At 59.3% G+C, this 15,608-nt stretch carries 15 protein-coding genes; 9 read left to right on the forward strand and 6 right to left on the reverse strand.

Annotated elements, in window-relative coordinates; all coding sequences use genetic code 11:
* The first annotated feature begins 31 nt into the window (after window positions 1-31).
* The 7 genes from HRR99_RS02310 (at window position 32) to HRR99_RS02340 (ending at window position 6,554) form a co-directional block, all read left to right on the forward strand.
* Complete coding sequence (locus HRR99_RS02310) at window positions 32-1,378, forward strand: TldD/PmbA family protein (protein WP_233122607.1); 1,347 nt, start codon at window positions 32-34, stop codon at window positions 1,376-1,378.
* A gap of 96 nt (window positions 1,379-1,474) precedes the next feature.
* On the forward strand, window positions 1,475-2,266 hold the full coding sequence (locus HRR99_RS02315; protein ID WP_233123550.1) for a 3'(2'),5'-bisphosphate nucleotidase CysQ: 792 nt from the start codon (window positions 1,475-1,477) through the stop codon (window positions 2,264-2,266).
* Between the two features lie 77 nt (window positions 2,267-2,343).
* The gene (locus tag HRR99_RS02320) at window positions 2,344-2,580 is read left to right on the forward strand and encodes a DUF4170 domain-containing protein (RefSeq protein WP_233122608.1); all 237 of its coding nucleotides are present in this window, start codon (window positions 2,344-2,346) and stop codon (window positions 2,578-2,580) included.
* A gap of 310 nt (window positions 2,581-2,890) precedes the next feature.
* Window positions 2,891-4,207, forward strand: coding sequence for a lipid IV(A) 3-deoxy-D-manno-octulosonic acid transferase (gene waaA, locus HRR99_RS02325; protein ID WP_233122609.1), 1,317 nt, complete (start codon window positions 2,891-2,893; stop codon window positions 4,205-4,207).
* Between the two features lie 2 nt (window positions 4,208-4,209).
* Window positions 4,210-4,950: an HAD family hydrolase gene (locus HRR99_RS02330; protein WP_233123551.1), complete on the forward strand. Its 741-nt coding sequence runs from the start codon at window positions 4,210-4,212 to the stop codon at window positions 4,948-4,950.
* Between the two features lie 134 nt (window positions 4,951-5,084).
* A complete protein-coding gene (gene lpxK, locus HRR99_RS02335) occupies window positions 5,085-6,116 on the forward strand; it encodes a tetraacyldisaccharide 4'-kinase (protein ID WP_233122610.1) in 1,032 nt (343 codons plus the stop codon).
* A gap of 114 nt (window positions 6,117-6,230) precedes the next feature.
* Window positions 6,231-6,554, forward strand: coding sequence for a hypothetical protein (locus HRR99_RS02340; RefSeq protein ID WP_233122611.1), 324 nt, complete (start codon window positions 6,231-6,233; stop codon window positions 6,552-6,554).
* 60 nt (window positions 6,555-6,614) lie between these two features.
* On the opposite strand, the gene HRR99_RS02345 is transcribed toward HRR99_RS02340, so the two are convergent.
* Window positions 6,615-6,851 carry a DUF2093 domain-containing protein gene (locus HRR99_RS02345; protein WP_233122612.1) on the reverse strand — a complete coding sequence of 79 codons (237 nt, stop codon included), beginning with the start codon at window positions 6,849-6,851 and terminating at the stop codon, window positions 6,615-6,617.
* A 64-nt stretch (window positions 6,852-6,915) separates the two neighbouring features.
* Window positions 6,916-8,730: a DNA mismatch repair endonuclease MutL gene (mutL, locus tag HRR99_RS02350; RefSeq protein ID WP_233122613.1), complete on the reverse strand. Its 1,815-nt coding sequence runs from the start codon at window positions 8,728-8,730 to the stop codon at window positions 6,916-6,918.
* 338 nt (window positions 8,731-9,068) lie between these two features.
* Here mutL and HRR99_RS02355 point away from each other — a divergent pair, with 338 nt between their 5' ends.
* Both HRR99_RS02355 and HRR99_RS02360 read left to right on the forward strand, forming a co-directional pair.
* Entirely contained in the window at window positions 9,069-10,733 is a 1,665-nt protein-coding gene (locus HRR99_RS02355; RefSeq protein ID WP_233122614.1) for a response regulator, read from the forward strand.
* A 131-nt stretch (window positions 10,734-10,864) separates the two neighbouring features.
* Window positions 10,865-12,223, forward strand: a complete 1,359-nt coding sequence (locus tag HRR99_RS02360; protein ID WP_111840951.1) for a putative bifunctional diguanylate cyclase/phosphodiesterase — start codon at window positions 10,865-10,867, stop codon at window positions 12,221-12,223.
* Between the two features lie 49 nt (window positions 12,224-12,272).
* On the opposite strand, the gene HRR99_RS02365 is transcribed toward HRR99_RS02360, so the two are convergent.
* From HRR99_RS02365 to HRR99_RS02380, 4 genes are read right to left on the reverse strand one after another with little or no spacing between them, the layout of a single operon-like run.
* Entirely contained in the window at window positions 12,273-13,160 is an 888-nt protein-coding gene (locus HRR99_RS02365) for an SMP-30/gluconolactonase/LRE family protein (protein WP_233122615.1), read from the reverse strand.
* Between the two features lie 3 nt (window positions 13,161-13,163).
* Window positions 13,164-13,793, reverse strand: coding sequence for a 2-dehydro-3-deoxy-6-phosphogalactonate aldolase (locus HRR99_RS02370; RefSeq protein ID WP_233122616.1), 630 nt, complete (start codon window positions 13,791-13,793; stop codon window positions 13,164-13,166).
* Between the two features lie 12 nt (window positions 13,794-13,805).
* Window positions 13,806-14,723: a 2-dehydro-3-deoxygalactonokinase gene (locus HRR99_RS02375; protein WP_233122617.1), complete on the reverse strand. Its 918-nt coding sequence runs from the start codon at window positions 14,721-14,723 to the stop codon at window positions 13,806-13,808.
* Window positions 14,723-15,496, reverse strand: coding sequence for an SDR family NAD(P)-dependent oxidoreductase (locus HRR99_RS02380; RefSeq protein WP_233123552.1), 774 nt, complete (start codon window positions 15,494-15,496; stop codon window positions 14,723-14,725). Before HRR99_RS02380 ends, HRR99_RS02375 begins: the two co-directional genes overlap by 1 nt.
* Window positions 15,497-15,608: the final 112 nt, after the last annotated feature.

Here is a 15,608-nt window from a genome sequence, read left to right on the forward strand (position 1 = left end):
AATAAATGAAGGTCAACGAAAGGCCCTCCTCATGTCCTCAGAAATCGATTCCTCCAATCTTCTCGACCGTGCAAGCGAACTCGTGGACCTCGCGCGTCGCGCCGGTGCAGATGAGGCGGATGCCGTGATCGTGCGGTCACGCTCGCAATCCGTTGGCGTGCGCCTGGGCAAGGTCGAGAGCACGGAATCGTCTGAAAGTGACGACTTTTCCCTGCGCGTTTTCGTCGGCAAGCGGGTTGCCAGTGTTTCGGCCAATCCGGGTTTCGACTTGAAGACGCTGGCCGAACGCGCCGTGGCGATGGCGAAAGTGTCGCCGGAAGACCCCTTCGCTTGCCTTGCGGACAAGGAGCGTCTGGCCACTTCCTATGACGACCTGCAACTGTTCGACCCGACGGAAGTCTCCACGGATCAGTTACGCGAGGCGGCACTGGCTGCGGAAGAAGCAGCGCTTGCGGTTCCCGGTGTCAGCAATTCGTCGGGCGCCGGCGCGTCCAGCGGCATGGGCGGCCTTGTTCTGGTTACGTCGCACGGATTTTCGGGCAGCTATATGGGAAGCCGTTTCAGCCGCTCGGTCAGCGTCATCGCGGGCGAGGGCACGAAGATGGAGCGCGATTACGATTTCGACAGCCGTCTCTACTTCGCCGATCTGGATACGCCCGACGATATCGGGCGCCGCGCAGGCGAAAAGGCAGTCAAGCGCATCAACCCGCGTCAGGTCGATACCGGCAGCAATATCACTGTCGTGTTCGATCCGCGCATCGCACGCGGTTTTGTCGGCAGCATTGCCGGTGCCATCAACGGCGCATCGGTTGCCCGCAAGACCAGCTTCCTGCGTGACAAGATGGGCCAGCAGGTGCTGAAAAAAGGCCTTGTTATCACCGACGATCCGCAGATCGTGCGCGGCCCGTCGTCGCGTCCCTTCGATGGCGAGGGCGTGCGTGGCGAAAAGCTCGTGATGATCGAAGACGGCGTGCTGAAACACTGGTTCCTGTCCACATCCACCGCCCGCGAAATCGGGCTGGAAACCAATGGCCGTGGGGTTCGTGGCGGCAATCTCGTCTCTCCGGCCTCCACCAATCTGGCGCTGGAGCCGGGCGATATCTCGCCAAAGGATTTGATGGCGCAGGTCGGCACAGGCTTTTACGTAACGGAACTGATCGGCCATGGCGCCAATCTGCTGACCGGCGAATATAGCTGTGGCGCAAGCGGTTTCTGGATCGAAGGTGGCGAAAAGGCCTTCCCCGTTTCCGAAGTCACGATTGCGTCCAACCTCAAGGACATGTTCATGCGGGTCACTCCCGCAAACGACATAGACCGCAAGTATGGTGTGGCCGCACCGACGCTCGCCATCGAAGGCATGACGATAGCGGGACGCTGATAGCGGCATTCGACGGTTGATTTGACCGCCATGCCATGCGCATGTTCTGGCATGTAAAACGCACCTTCTGAAGGTCGAATGACAAACGAAGACGATATGACCGATGCAACGGGAGCCGACTGGCGCTCCGACCTTGACCTTATTCTGGATGCCGCGCGGCAAGCAGGGCAGGTGGCGCTGAAGTTTTTCCGCAAGGACCCGGAGGTCTGGTGGAAACAGGGCCACTCTCCCGTCAGTGCCGCAGATTACGCCGCCAACGAATTGCTGGAAACCCTGCTTCGCAAGGCGCGACCGGATTATGGCTGGCTTTCGGAGGAAACGGATGACGATGAGGAGCGGTTGTCGAAAGAGACGCTCTTCGTTGTGGACCCCATCGATGGCACCCGCGCCTTCATTGGTGGCAAGGACACATGGTGTGTCAGCGTCGCCGTGGTTCATCGCGGCAGGCCGGTCGCAGCCGCACTGGTAGCACCTGCCTTTGACGAAGAGTTCAGTGCGCTCACTGTCGGTCCGGCCATGAAGAATGGTCAGCCCCTGTCTGTTACCGTAGCTGGCGAGGATATAAGACTTGCCGCGCCTGAAGACGTGATTGCGCGGCTTCCGCAGACGGTGAAGGCGCGGGTGCACCGCATTCCGCATGTGCCATCGCTGGCCTACCGGCTGGCCATGGTTGCCGATGGGCGCATTGACGGAACGCTGGTGAAGGCCAATTCCCATGACTGGGATCTCGCCGCTGCCGATCTCATTCTGGAGCGCGCTGGCGGTCGTCTGGTGGATTTTGCTGGAAAACCGTTGATCTACAACCAGCGTGATGTAACGCATCCAGAATTGTGCGCAGCCGCCGACCATGCGTTGCCTGTTCTCCTCAATCCCCCTCAACCTGTCTGACAGAGGTTGATTTTCACGACGAAATCCCGCAAATGAGGGGCTCTGCGGGCAATTGACCATTAGAAAGAAGATACAAAATGACGGCAGCGGGCGACCAGAAACAGCTTCTTCACCTCGTATTCGGCGGCGAACTTGAAAATCTGCAAGAGGTTCAGTTTCGCGATTTGAAGGCGCTGGATATCGTCGGCATCTTCCCGGATTATGCAACGGCACTGACGGCGTGGAAGTCCAAGGCCCAGCAGACTGTGGATAACGCCCATATGCGTTATTTTATAGTGCATATGCACCGTCTGCTCGATCCTCAAAGCAAATAATCGCTGCTTTCCTACTTCCTTTGTACTATACCAGACAGAGCAAAAGGTTGTGCGGCTCCCTCTAGGGTACGCACAACATCTGGGACCGCGGCGGATTTTTCGCAGACCCGTTTCTGTTCTGAAACAAAAAAGACGCATTTTTATATGAAGTAGGCCTTCAGGCATCGAAGGGAAAACGCAGAGACGTTTTCGAAAGATGCGATGCCAAACAAAAAGATAGAGCAACGCGGGTCAGCCCGTTGTTTGACGCTACGCTCTGGCAGGGTTCACAGGGGAAAGCATTGCGCGAAATGATCGAAGGCAGCATGTCATGAACAGCCGAATCGCACGTTTCGCCCTTTCGGGTTATAGAATTGCAGGCGTTGCAGCCTATCCCTTCGCCAGGCCTTACCTCATGTACCGCGCTGCCAAGGGCAAGGAAGACAAGCGTCGCCGCATGGAACGCTTCGGTCATGCCAGTGCCGACCGTCCGCGCGGACCCCTTGTCTGGTTCCACGCAGCCAGTGTCGGTGAAACGCTGGCGCTCGTGCCGCTCATTCGCGAGATACGCAAGCGCGATATTCACGTTCTTTTGACCACGGGCACAGTGACGTCTGCGGAGTTGAGCAAGACCCGCCTCGGCGACGATGTCATCCACCAATATGTGCCGCTCGATATCAAGATTTCCATCAACCGCTTCCTCACCTACTGGATGCCGGACGCGGCCATTACCGCTGAATCCGAGATATGGCCGGTGACGATGATGGAGCTCGAACGCCGCCACATTCCGCAAATCCGCGTCAATGCGCGCCTTTCGGATCGCTCCTTTGGACGTTGGCACAACCGGTCCGATTTTGCCGAGGCCTTGTTCAGCAAGCTTGCTCTCGTTGTCGCCCAGTCCGATCTCGATGCCGAACGTTTCCGTGATCTCGGTTCGTGGCCTGTCGTCGTATCGGGCAATCTCAAGGGCGACACCGATCCTCCGCCCTGCGATGCGACTGTGCTGGACACCTATCGTCGCCAGATCGGCAACCGCAAGACATGGGCAGCCATCTCCACCTTCGAAGGGGAAGAGAAGGCGGCGGCCACGGTTCACAACGCCATCAAATCCCGCGATGGGCAGTTGACGATCATCGTGCCGCGTCACCCGGAACGCTGCGACGACATCGAGACCATGCTGAAAGGCATGAACCTCAACGTCGCACGCCGCAGCCGCAACGATGTGATCACGCCGCAGACGGATGTGTTTCTGGGCGACAGCATCGGTGAAATGGGGCTTTATCTGCGCCTGACCGAACTGGCCTTTGTCGGCCGCTCCCTGCTGGCAGAGGGTGGGCAGAACCCGCTGGAACCAGCCATGCTGGGCTGCGCGGTACTGTCAGGTGCGCATGTGCAAAACTTCCGCGAAGCCTATCAGAAATTGCTGCGGTCCGGCGGCGGGCGCATCATCCGCGATGTAGAAATGCTGGCGAAGGCGGTGCATTACCTGCTGGTCAACGACAATGAACGCTACAAGATGATCGATGCTGGCGGCAGGGTCATTCAGGACATGCGCGGCGCGCTGTCCTGCACTGTGAAGGCGCTTGAACCCTACATTAACCCATTGACGGTAACGGCGAAACTCCAGCCCCGCAGTGCGGTCGGCTGATGATGCAGGTAGGCAGTGCCGCAAAATCGCCCGATGCCATAGCGGCCATTCTGTTCGACAAGGACGGAACGCTGATCGGTTATGATGCGAGCTGGGGGCCGGTCAACCGGGAGCTGGCGGCCATTGCCTCGCAGGGGGATGCCGCGCTGGCAGACCGATTGCTTCTCGCCTGTGGCATGGACCCCGTCACCGGACACGTCAAACCCGATAGCCTGCTGGCCGCTGGAAACACGGTGCAGATTGCCGAGGGCCTCGTTGCCGCCGGTTCGCCTTGCGAAATCGTGGACCTCACCCGGCGTCTCGATCTGCTGTTCACGCAAGCGGCGGGAAAATCCGTCGTGGTCACCGATCTCAAGGCGCTGTTCGCCCGTTTGAAGGGCAGGGGTTACAAGCTCGGCATCGCATCCAGCGACAATGAAGCGTCCATCCGCGAACTCGCCAAGCGTTTCGGCTTCGATGCCGATCTCGATTTCGTCGCGGGCTATGACAGCGGCCACGGCACCAAGCCGCAGCCCGGCATGGTCTTGGGCTTCTGTGCTGCCACCGGTCTGCCGCCGGAACGTGTGGCAGTGGTGGGCGATAACAATCACGATCTCCACATGGGCAGGCACGCGGGTGCTGGTCTGTGCATCGCCGTGCTCACGGGCACGGGCTCAAGAGAAAGCCTCGCTGCAGATTGTGATTATTGTTTAGACGACATCACCGGTCTCGAGACCCTGCTGCCGCAGCAGGTCACGGTTTAGCGGCGACCCACGCGCGCCGCCATTCTTTGCAAAATCCTTACCTTTCTGGCAGATAGCTGGTCTGATCCTAAGCCTGTCGCGCGAAATCTGCGCTACGACGTGCTTGGACAGAAACGCAGGAGTTTGGGGGACTGATGGTTTCGGAAGCGCCGCCATTCTGGTGGGAAAAGGCTGGTTGGCAGGCGTGGGCGCTGGCACCGTTTTCGTTCGTCTATGGCAAAATTGCCGGACGCACGATGAAAAAGGCCAGGCGTGCCTCCGTTCCGGTCCCGGTCATCTGCATCGGTAACTTCACCGTCGGTGGTGCGGGCAAGACTCCGACTGCCATTGCTATTGCCAGAGCCGCCCTTGCCAAAGGGCTGAAGCCCGGCTTTCTCAGCCGCGGTTATGGCGGCACACTGGATGTCACCACGCTGGTCGATGCCGATCATCACCGCTCCGTGGATGTTGGCGATGAACCGCTGTTGCTGGCCCGTGAGGCCATCACCGTCATTTCCCGCAGGCGGGTGGAGGGCGCGCGCCGTCTGGTGGCGGAAGGCGTCGATCTCATCATCATGGATGACGGCTTTCAAAGTGCGCGGCTGACGCTGGACTATGCGCTGGTGGTGATCGACACCCAGCGTGGCATTGGCAACGGCCATCTGGTGCCGGGTGGACCGGTCCGCGCACCGCTTGCCGAGCAAATGCGGCAACTCACCGCAATTTTGAAAGTCGGCAGCGGGCAGGCGGCGGAAGTCATCGTTCGCACTGCCGCGCGCGCCGGAAAGCCCGTCTTCGTCTCCTCCATCAAGCCAAGGCCGCAGCCGGATTTCGCGGATAAACGCGTGCTGGCCTATGCCGGTATCGCCGATCCCACCAAGTTTTATCGCACGGTCGAAGAACTGGGCGGGCAGATCGTCGCGCGCCGCTCTTTCCCGGATCACCACAATTTCAGCGACGAGGAAATCCGCGATCTGACGGATGAGGCCAACCGGCTCAACCTTATGCTGGTCACCACCGCCAAGGATGCCGTTCGCCTGAAAGGCCATCACGGCAGTGCTTCTGAACTGCTTTCGAGCACACTGGTCATCGATATCGACATGATCTTCGACGATCCCAATGCAGCAGGCGCCATCATCGACACAGCGATCAGCAACTGCCGTCAGCGGAAACTGGCGCAGGCCTAGACTTGCGCAGAGCGCGCGAATATCGCACGGCGAAGGAACTATATGGCTTTTGCACACTTTCCTGATGAGAGATGAGCGTCACATTTGTGCGTTCTCTGGTTTCAGGAGGATCCAATGCCGCAGGAAAATACGGAAAAGAAGGTGTTTACACCGCGCGAAAGCCGACAGGGTTTTAAAGGCAGCCCAGTGCTAATCATTCTCGTCATCAGCCTTCTGTTGGCTGGCGCTGTCTGGATCGTTGCCGAAACCTGGGGTGAAAGCACCGCACCTGCGACCACTGAGACACAGCCAGCACCTGGCCCAGCGACGTCTGTGCCATCGGCCAATCCAGGTGCACAGGGTGGCCAGACCTTCGACAACAACACTCCATCCGGCGCGACGCCCCCTACCGAAGGCACGGACAGAAACCCTAGCTCGACGAATACACCAGCACCCTAAGAAAACGCCGGGCGAGAGCCCGGCCTTTTCATACGTCGTGTCTCAAGCAAAAACGACGTCTCAGGCATTCCGCTTCTGATTTGGTAAAGCCCCGGCCCGTTTTTCGGCTTCCATCGACGCTGCCGCGTCCGCATAGGGCTCCTGACGCAACACGCTCCAATAGCGCAACTCATCGATGGGGATGTGCTTGCCAGTCATGGCACAGATGACGTGGGAGCCGGTCTGGACGATGCGCATATCGCCGTCGAGATATTCGACCTTGGCCTCGCGGTTGCTACCGCCTTCAAATCTGTTCATCTCTGTGCTCTCCTGACGTCTGTCTTATTAATGATGCCGCCTGAAAAATGCCAGCATGTTTTCCTCAGCTTCTGCCGAACAGTCGTTCGATATCGGCGAGCTTCAGTTCGATATAGGTTGGGCGCCCGTGGTTGCACTGGCCGGAGCCGGGCGTGTTTTCCATCTGCCGCAGCAGGGCGTTCATTTCTTCCGGGCGCATGCGGCGACCTGCGCGCACCGAACCGTGGCACGCCATGGTGGCAGCGACATATTCGAGCTTGCTGGCCAGACTGCCAGCCGTGTCCCACTCGGCTATTTCGTCAGCAAGCTGGCGCACCAGCCCTTGCACATTGACCTCACCCAGCATTGCGGGCGTCTCGCGCACGGCGACAGCACCCGGACCGAACCGCTCGATCGTCAGGCCCATGCTGTCGAACCCGGCGGCATGTTCCATCAGCCGGTCGCAATCCTCTTCCGGCAGATCGATGATTTCAGGGATGAGAAGCACCTGTGAGGGCGGGCGTTTGGCGTGAAGCGCCTTGCGAATTTCCTCGAAAACCAGCCGTTCATGCGCCGCGTGCTGATCCACGATCACGAGCCCGTCTTCCGTTTGCGCAACGATGTAGTTGGCGTGAACCTGCGCGCGGGCCGCTCCCAGAGGAAACCGCGATGGTTCGGCCCCGGTCACCACCGTTTCCGCAACCGCCTGTTCGGCGCGCGCGGTCGGCATGGTTATGTCGGTGAACTGCGATTGCGCGGTTTCCCGCAGCGCCAGATCGTTCGAAACCGACAATGGCCGAGACGGTGATGCGGCTGGCGTCCACGCCTGCGAAGGATAGGGCCGCACTGTCGAAGGGCTGTAGCCGGGGCGAAACGCGTTCATCATCTGTGCTGCACCGGTGGTGGCCGCCCGGTCTCCCTCGCGCAGCAAGCCCTGACGCACGGCCCCGACGATCAGCCCACGGATGAGGCCGGGATCGCGAAAACGCACATCGGATTTTGCCGGATGCACATTGACGTCAACCAGTGCGGGGTCGAGTTGCAGCGACAGAACTGCAATCGGGTAACGGCCATGGGGCACGGTTTCAGCATAGGCGCCGCGAATGGCCGAAAGCAGCAGCTTGTCCTGCACCGGGCGACCGTTCACGAACATATATTGATGCGCCGAGTTTCCCCTGTTGAAGGTCGGCACACCGGCAAATCCGGTCAGCGTGACGTCTTCGCGCTCCGCGTCGATCTCGATGGCGTTGTCCTTGAAATCCGCACCGAGAATCTGCGCCATGCGTGCCAGATGGTCATCACCGGTTGCCGCAAACTCCAGCGTCGAGCGGTCCGTGCCTGAGAGAACGAAGCGGATATGCGGGAAGGCAATCGCCATGCGCTTGACGATTTCGGTAATCGCTGCCGCTTCGGCCCGCTCCGTCTTCAGGAATTTCAGCCGCGCGGGCGTGGCAAAGAACAGGTCGCGTACTTCAACGATCGTGCCGGTGTTGGACGGCGCTGGCCGCACCGGCGAAAGCTTGCCACCCGCAACCGAGATAACAGCACCTTCGGTCGCACCCTGCTGGCGGCTGGTGATGGTCAGTTTGGCGACGGAGCCGATGGAGGGGAGGGCCTCGCCACGAAACCCCAGCGTCCTGATATCGTCGAGCGTTGCTGAAATCTTCGAGGTGCAATGCCTGCGGATCGCCAGCTCCAGATCGGCAGGCGACATGCCGCAGCCATTGTCCGAGATGCGCACGAGCCCTTTGCCGCCGCCAGCGGTGGCAATCTCGATGCGCGTTGCGCCTGCGTCGATGGCGTTTTCGATCAACTCCTTGGCCGCACTGGAAGGGCGCTCGATGACCTCGCCTGCGGCAATCTGGTTGATCAGGGTCTCGGAAAGCTGTTTGATGGACATGGCGTTATTTTCGTGGATTCGTCCGCCATGTGAAAGGAAATTCGCACAAAGCCCGGCAGATCGATTGGTTGTCCCGCTAAATTTTTGCAAACGACAATGTTAAGTGCCTTTTAAGGTAAAGCAGTTACTGTGCATTCAGCTTGAAATGAGTGCAGCATGATGTCCCTTCGGCGTGGCCAAGGGTGTGTGACGGGTAGCTGGGGCCGTCACATAACGCAAAAGGTCTGCTTCAAGTCGTAACCCCGTCTGTCTCATAATTTATCTATTTTCATGCGGCTATCGGTCGGGTTTTTGCTGTGAGTGATTATCGCCTTGAGACGTATGTGTGAGGAATTGCAATGAAGGAGGTGGGGTCGGTTTGCGCAGACATTCAGACTGCCATGTTCGACGCCGTTTGCGACGCGATCTCCTCCGCGCTGATCATCTATGACCGTGACGATCATATCGTTTTTGCGAGTCGCCGTGTTCTGAACCACTTTGCCGTTTGTGAGACCAAGTTCGCCGTCGGCACGCGGCTGCGCGATTTTCTAGGCGCACTCTACGATTGCCAGCGGGCATCGGGTGATGATTGCGCACCCCATTGCGTGGAGCGCGAAGACTGGATTGCAGAGCAACTGGCATCGCACTGGAAAGAGCGCTCCGAAACCGTCGAACAGATCGCTGGTGATCGCTGGTTGCGCTTGATGAAACGGCGCATGCCCTCCGGCATCGGCATCTGCGTCATCACCGACATTTCAGAGCAGAAGAAGCGCGAGGAGCAGTGGCGTTCGGATATCGAGCGGGTACAGTTGACGGAAGAAATTCTCGATACGCTGCCGCTGTCGGTCTTCGTCAAGGATCGCAGCACGGCCTATGTCGCTGTCAACAAAGCCGGTTGCGCGCTTCTGGAAACATCCGCCGATCTCATTCTTGGGCGCACCGTTTCCGATATCCACTCCGACCCGCTTGCCTCGCGCATCGATGCCATCGACCGTCACGTGCTGGCAACCGGCACGCCCGATATCTACCCGGAACGCGTCACGCGGCTGACAGGCGAAGAGGTTCTGGTCATCACGCGCAAACAGCGTGTGGGCAAGCCTGGTCGGTATTTCCTCGTCACCACCATGGATGATGTCACGGCCTTTTCGACAGCCGGAACGGATGGAAAGAGTGTCATTCGCGGGCTGGAACACATGTCCTTCGTGACCTCGTCCTACGTGGATGACGAGCATCATCAGGCATCGCAGATACTGAAGGGCCGCAGCATTCTGCTGGTCACGCCCAACGCCACGTTGGGGGAATTTGCGCGGCGCAAAATGGTGGCCGTGGGTGTGGACTGTGCGGTCACCACCAGTCAGGCCGAGCAGAGAGCGTTCATGGAATTCGCCGCATCCGCAGGGGTGCAGGTCGATCTCGTGATCGTTGACGTTCAACTGGATATTGCGTGCCTCGACCTTTCGCAGTCCTATGGCGTGGATTCGGTGGCGGTAGACGATTATCTGCTCGAAAGCGCACTGATCCATCATATTACCCGTCATTTCCGTCTCACCAGCCAGGCGCTGTCTTCCCCCGAAAGCGATGGCGGCTGGGAAATTTCCACCGGCACCACGCCTGCGAGCATCAAGAAAACCACGCTCGACGTTCTGGTCGTCGAGGATAACAACATCAACCAGATCGTCTTTTCGCAGATCATGGAAAGCCTGGGCATGAGCTATAGGATCGCCGCCACGGGCAAGGATGCGCTTCACCTTTACGAGCAGGAAAAGCCCGCCTTCGTCCTTCTGGATACGACCCTGCCGGACCTCGACGGCTTCGAAGTCGCGCGCAGATTGCGCAATATGATGGGATCGCAGCTGGCGCGCACGCCCATCATCGGCGTGGTGTCTCTGGCTTTCGAGGGCGATCGGCAAGCCTGCCTTGCCGCTGGCATGGACGATATGCTGCTGAAACCCGTCAGCCCCGATATGGTGGATGCTCTTATCAAACGACACATGCCACAACGGGAGTCCCGTGTGCGCAGTTAAATCGCTGCGCCAAGAGCGGTTCTACCCTCAAAATCGATAGCTATTTCGCAGAGTTCAGCGATAGTGATTGTGCAAGAATCATTCATGTCGACCTCGAAAATTCCTCACAATGCCCCGATCAGGATGCGCGAATGAAATCGCCTGAGCCCAATGCGCCGATGGTGAGCCAGCACGAGTTGCAGGCCATGGCCTATAGTGATCCGCTGACGGGTCTGGGAAACCGCTACCGGCTTCGTGACAAGGTGCGCATGCTGGCAACGGAACGGGCGAATGATCCTGCTCCCTTCACCATCGGTGTCGCCAATATCGACGGCTTCAAGCCGATCAACGATCTGTTCGGCGTGCAGGCGGGCGATGAGATTCTCTGTCAGGTCGCCCACCGCCTGAAGGCCTGCGTGCCGGATGGTGCCATCGTCACCCGTCACGATGGCGACGAGTTCGCTTTCGTCCTGCCACTCGTCTTCGAGCGAACCGGGGCAGAACGCGTCGGCCAGATGATCAAGGACGTCCTGTCGGCACCGTACGATCTGGGAGACCGCAATGTGCGTCTGTCTTCCTCCTTCGGCTTTGCAATCTACCCTTTCGCGGGCGACGATTTCGAGGATTTGCTGAAGAGTGCCGAAACAGCACTTTATCGCTCGAAGCGACGCGGTCGTGGGCAGATCACCGTCTATTCGCGCGAAATTGCGCAGGAAATGAAAAACGCGACGCAACTCGAACAGGCGCTGCGGCATGCCATCATCAGCGATTCCGTCGATGTGCATTTCCAACCCATCGTGCGTCTGACGGATGCCACCGTCATCGGCTTCGAGGCGCTGGCGCGCTGGAACGATCCCGACCTCGGCTTCGTGTCGCCCGCCGTCTTCGTGCCTCTGGCGGAAGAGCGCGGCTTCATCGATGCGCTCTCTGAAACGTTGCTGCGCAAGGCGGCAGAAGCCGCACTCTCCTGGCCACGGGAGCTGTTTTTATCCTTTAATCTCTCCTCGGCGCAATTGATGGACCCCGGCACTGCCGAGAACATTCTCTCCATTCTGCGGCGTGTCGGGCTCGATCCAAGGCGCGTTGAACTGGAAATCACCGAAACGGCGGTCATGACATCCGCCGATACCGCACAGCGCATCCTGACCGAACTTCAGCATGCAGGCATCAGGATTTCGCTGGATGATTTCGGCACCGGACAGTCCAGTCTCGGTCGCCTCCGCGACTTTTCGTTCGATAAGGTCAAGATCGACCGCGCCTTCGTCTCGCGCATCAGCACCGACCGTCCCTCGGAACACATCATCAAGGCCATTGTCGCCATGTGTGACGGGCTGGATCTGGAAGTCGTGGCGGAGGGTATCGAAGACAAGAGCGAGGCGGAGAAACTTCGCAGCCTCGGTTGCGCCATGGGTCAGGGCTATTTCTATGGCCGTCCGGTGGATTCCGCCGCCACCCACCGCTACCTTCAGGAAAACTACCGCGACCTCGCATCCGCCAGTCGCCATCCCTGAACCGATATCCCCGGGGCACGCCCGAGGATATCTGCATTCAAGCGCGAACTTAAGCTTTGTACGCCGCGTCCAGCACGCCCTTGACCTCGATACCAAGATCGAATGTCGCGCCGTAAAGCGGATTGGCCTTAATCACGTCGTCATCAAGACCTTCGCAGGCCGAGGTGACGCCAATGCGATTGGCCGATGCGCCGAAGAAGACCGGGCAGGTGCTCTGCACGGCAGGCACCTCGTAGCGCGCGAGATGTTGACCCTGCGGCGAATAGTGGTCCACTGCGCCAACACCCCAGCGGGCGTTCCAGATGTGACCTTCCGCATCGCAGACTGCGCCGTCCATGCCGCCCTTTTCGCCAGCCTGATCGATGAAGACCTCGGCTTTGCCGGTTGGCAGGCCGGTCGCCGGGTCCAGCGGCAGGCGCATCATGCGGTTGACCTTGGTGTCGACGTAGTAACCGGTCGCGCCGTCAGGTGAAAAGCAGATGGCATTGCTGATGCTGATGTTTTCAAACAGCGTCGTCACCACGCCCTTGGCCACGTGATAAATGGCCCCGGCGCCCTCTTCGGCCTTCCTGCCCATGGTGCCGATCCACAGGGCACCGCTTGGGTGCACGCGTCCGTCGTTGGAGCGATTGCCGGGCTTGGTCGGTTCGAAATCGACGTGAAGGAACAGCCCACCCGTCTCCCGGTCGCGGATGAACAGGCCGTCGTCCGTTGCCAGCAACTGCCGTTTGTCATCGATGCGCGCCACGACGCTTGCCATGAAGGGCAGAGCGTGGACGGTCTTGATGTCCGTCTTCAGATCGAGTTCGTGAAGCTCCTTGCCGAGAATGTTCAGCCAGCACAGCGTGTTGTTGGTTGGGTCGAAGCTTGGGCCTTCGCCCAGTTTCATCTGGGCCTTGTCCAGTACCTTGCCCGTAAACTTATGGATATCCGTCATGGCTCAGGCTCCCATCGCGGCGTCATAGGCCTTGACGGTCGTGACTGCGCGCTGACACACATCGTCCGCCGTCATGCCGGGCTTGTAAAGGCTGGTGCCAAGGCCGAAGGCCGTCACACCGATGCTGGTGTAATCGGTGAAATTTTTGTCCGAGACGCCACCCACAGCCGCAACCAGCGTATCCTTGGGCAGAATGGCTCTGATGGCGCTGATGCCGGATGGTCCCAGAACGCTTGCCGGGAAGAATTTCAGCCCGGTCGCACCGGCTTTCAGCGCCAGCAGCGCTTCCGTCGGCGTCAATACGCCCGGCATGGTGACCATGCCCTTTTCGCGGGCGGCGGTGATGACATCGACATCCACATTCGGGCTGACCATCAGCCTGCCACCGGCAGCATCCAGCTTTGCGACGTCTTCCACCGTCAGCACGGTGCCAGCGCCGATCAGCGCATCCGCAGGTGCAAGCTTTGCTGCGATCTCTATAGAGCGGAAGGCGTCAGGCGAGTTCAGCGGGATCTCGATGGCGCGTAGGCCGCTTTCCAGGAGAGCGGTGACAATGCCATCGGTTTCTTCGGGCCTGATGCCGCGCAAGATGGCGACGAGCGGATATGTCATGGAAGGGAAGGGAATACGCATGGTGTTGTTTCCTCAGTGCCAAATGGCGTTTGCGGCTGCGACAAGCCCGCGGCGAACGGCTTCATCGGCGTCGATTGTTACGAATTCTATGGACAGCGCGTCGAACGCGGCCTTGTAAAGGTCGCCTAGCGCACCGGACGCGATGAGAACGACCTTGGCATCTTTCGGTGCGGTGGAATGGGCCCCGGCAATTTCCAGCCCGATCATCGTGCCGGACAGTTTCGCCTTGGCATCGGTTGCGGAAAGGCCATGCAGCAACTGGCCGGAGCGGACCGTAAACAACCGGTTGGTCGCCATTTGCGGATTGGCATAGGCGTCCATCACGGCAGTGCGGAAAGCCGCGAGATCGCCGGTAAAGGCTTCTGCATCGGAGACAGCGTGCGAGAGAATGGAGTGCTTCGAAATGACGTCGAACAATTCGCCCGTCATGAAGGTGGAAAAGCCGGTGACCTTGAGATCGCTGACGCTGACCCATTTGGAATGGGTGCCGGGCATGCAGACAAGTTGCTGGCCTGTACGGTAATCTGCTGACAGCGCACCCAGCAACTGGGTCTCTTCGCCACGCATCACGTCTGGTGTTTCCACCGCGCGCTGGGCAAGGCCCGGCAGGATGCGGACATCGCTTGCCTGTCCCGGCACCTGGACAGCACCTTTCAGCACGTCAGAAAGATCGGCGGGAACATCGACATAACCGGCTTCGACCCAGCCCTGACGGGCACCCGCCATGCCGCAGATGATGACAGGCAGGCCCGCAGGTGCGGCCAGCGCTTCGAGATGCGATGCCAGCACCTCTGAAAAGCCGGTGCGCATAGCGGTCGTCATGCCTTCAGCGCTACGTCGCTCGCCAATGATCTCGCCGGATGTGCTGATCAGCCAGAGCCGGAAACTGGTCGTACCCCAGTCCACGGCAACGAATGCTGCATCGGACATTATAAAAGACCTCCATCGATGATGATTGTTTGGGCCGTCATGGCGGCGGATGCCGACGAGGCCAGAAATAGGCAGGGGCCGACGATGTCGTCTGCCGTCAGCGCGCGTTTGAGGCACTGGCGAGCGACAGTCTGGGTAATCGAATCATCGGTCAACCACAGCGCCTTTTGCCGCTCGGTCACGATCATGCCGGGCAGAATGGCATTGACGCGAATGTTTTCCGCCCCCAGCCGACCGGCAAGGCTCTTCGTCAACCCGATGATACCAGCCTTGGCAGCAGTATAGGCGGGTAATTCGCCCATGTTCAGCAGATAGGAGATGGATGAGAAATTGATGATCGAAGCATCCTTCTCCTTGCGCAAATAGGGCAGGGCCGCCTGCGTGACGAAGAAGACCGGCTTCAGATTGACCGCATGGTTTGCGTCCCAGTAGTCGCTGGTGACGGTGTCGATGTCGTGCCGGTCATCCCAGGCGGCGTTGTTGATCAGCACCTTGATGCCACCAGTCGCCTGAGCAGCATCCGTCACGGCTTTTGCCAGTTGCGACTGGTCGCGAAGGTCTGCCTTGATGAAGGATACGGGATGCTTCGTCCGTGCCGATAGTGTTTCGGAAAGCTCTTTTCCTGCGGTATCATCGATATCGATGAAAGCGACCTTCGCGCCGCGCTCTGCAAAGGCTGCGACCAGCGACGCGCCGATGCCGGAGCTGCCGCCGGTAATCAGAACGCCCTGATCGGCAAATTCGGAAAGCGTTTCGGAATTTTCCTGCAACATGACACCCGGCAAGGATTGCAAGTTCCAATATTTGGAACTAAGTTTCATTTAACGGAATAGTGCCCTCGCTGCCAGCGCAATGTCAAGCGCGGCAATTGCGCACGTGGAGAAT

The organism is Agrobacterium vaccinii, from assembly GCF_021310995.1.
In the GTDB taxonomy this organism is placed as follows: domain Bacteria; phylum Pseudomonadota; class Alphaproteobacteria; order Rhizobiales; family Rhizobiaceae; genus Agrobacterium; species Agrobacterium vaccinii.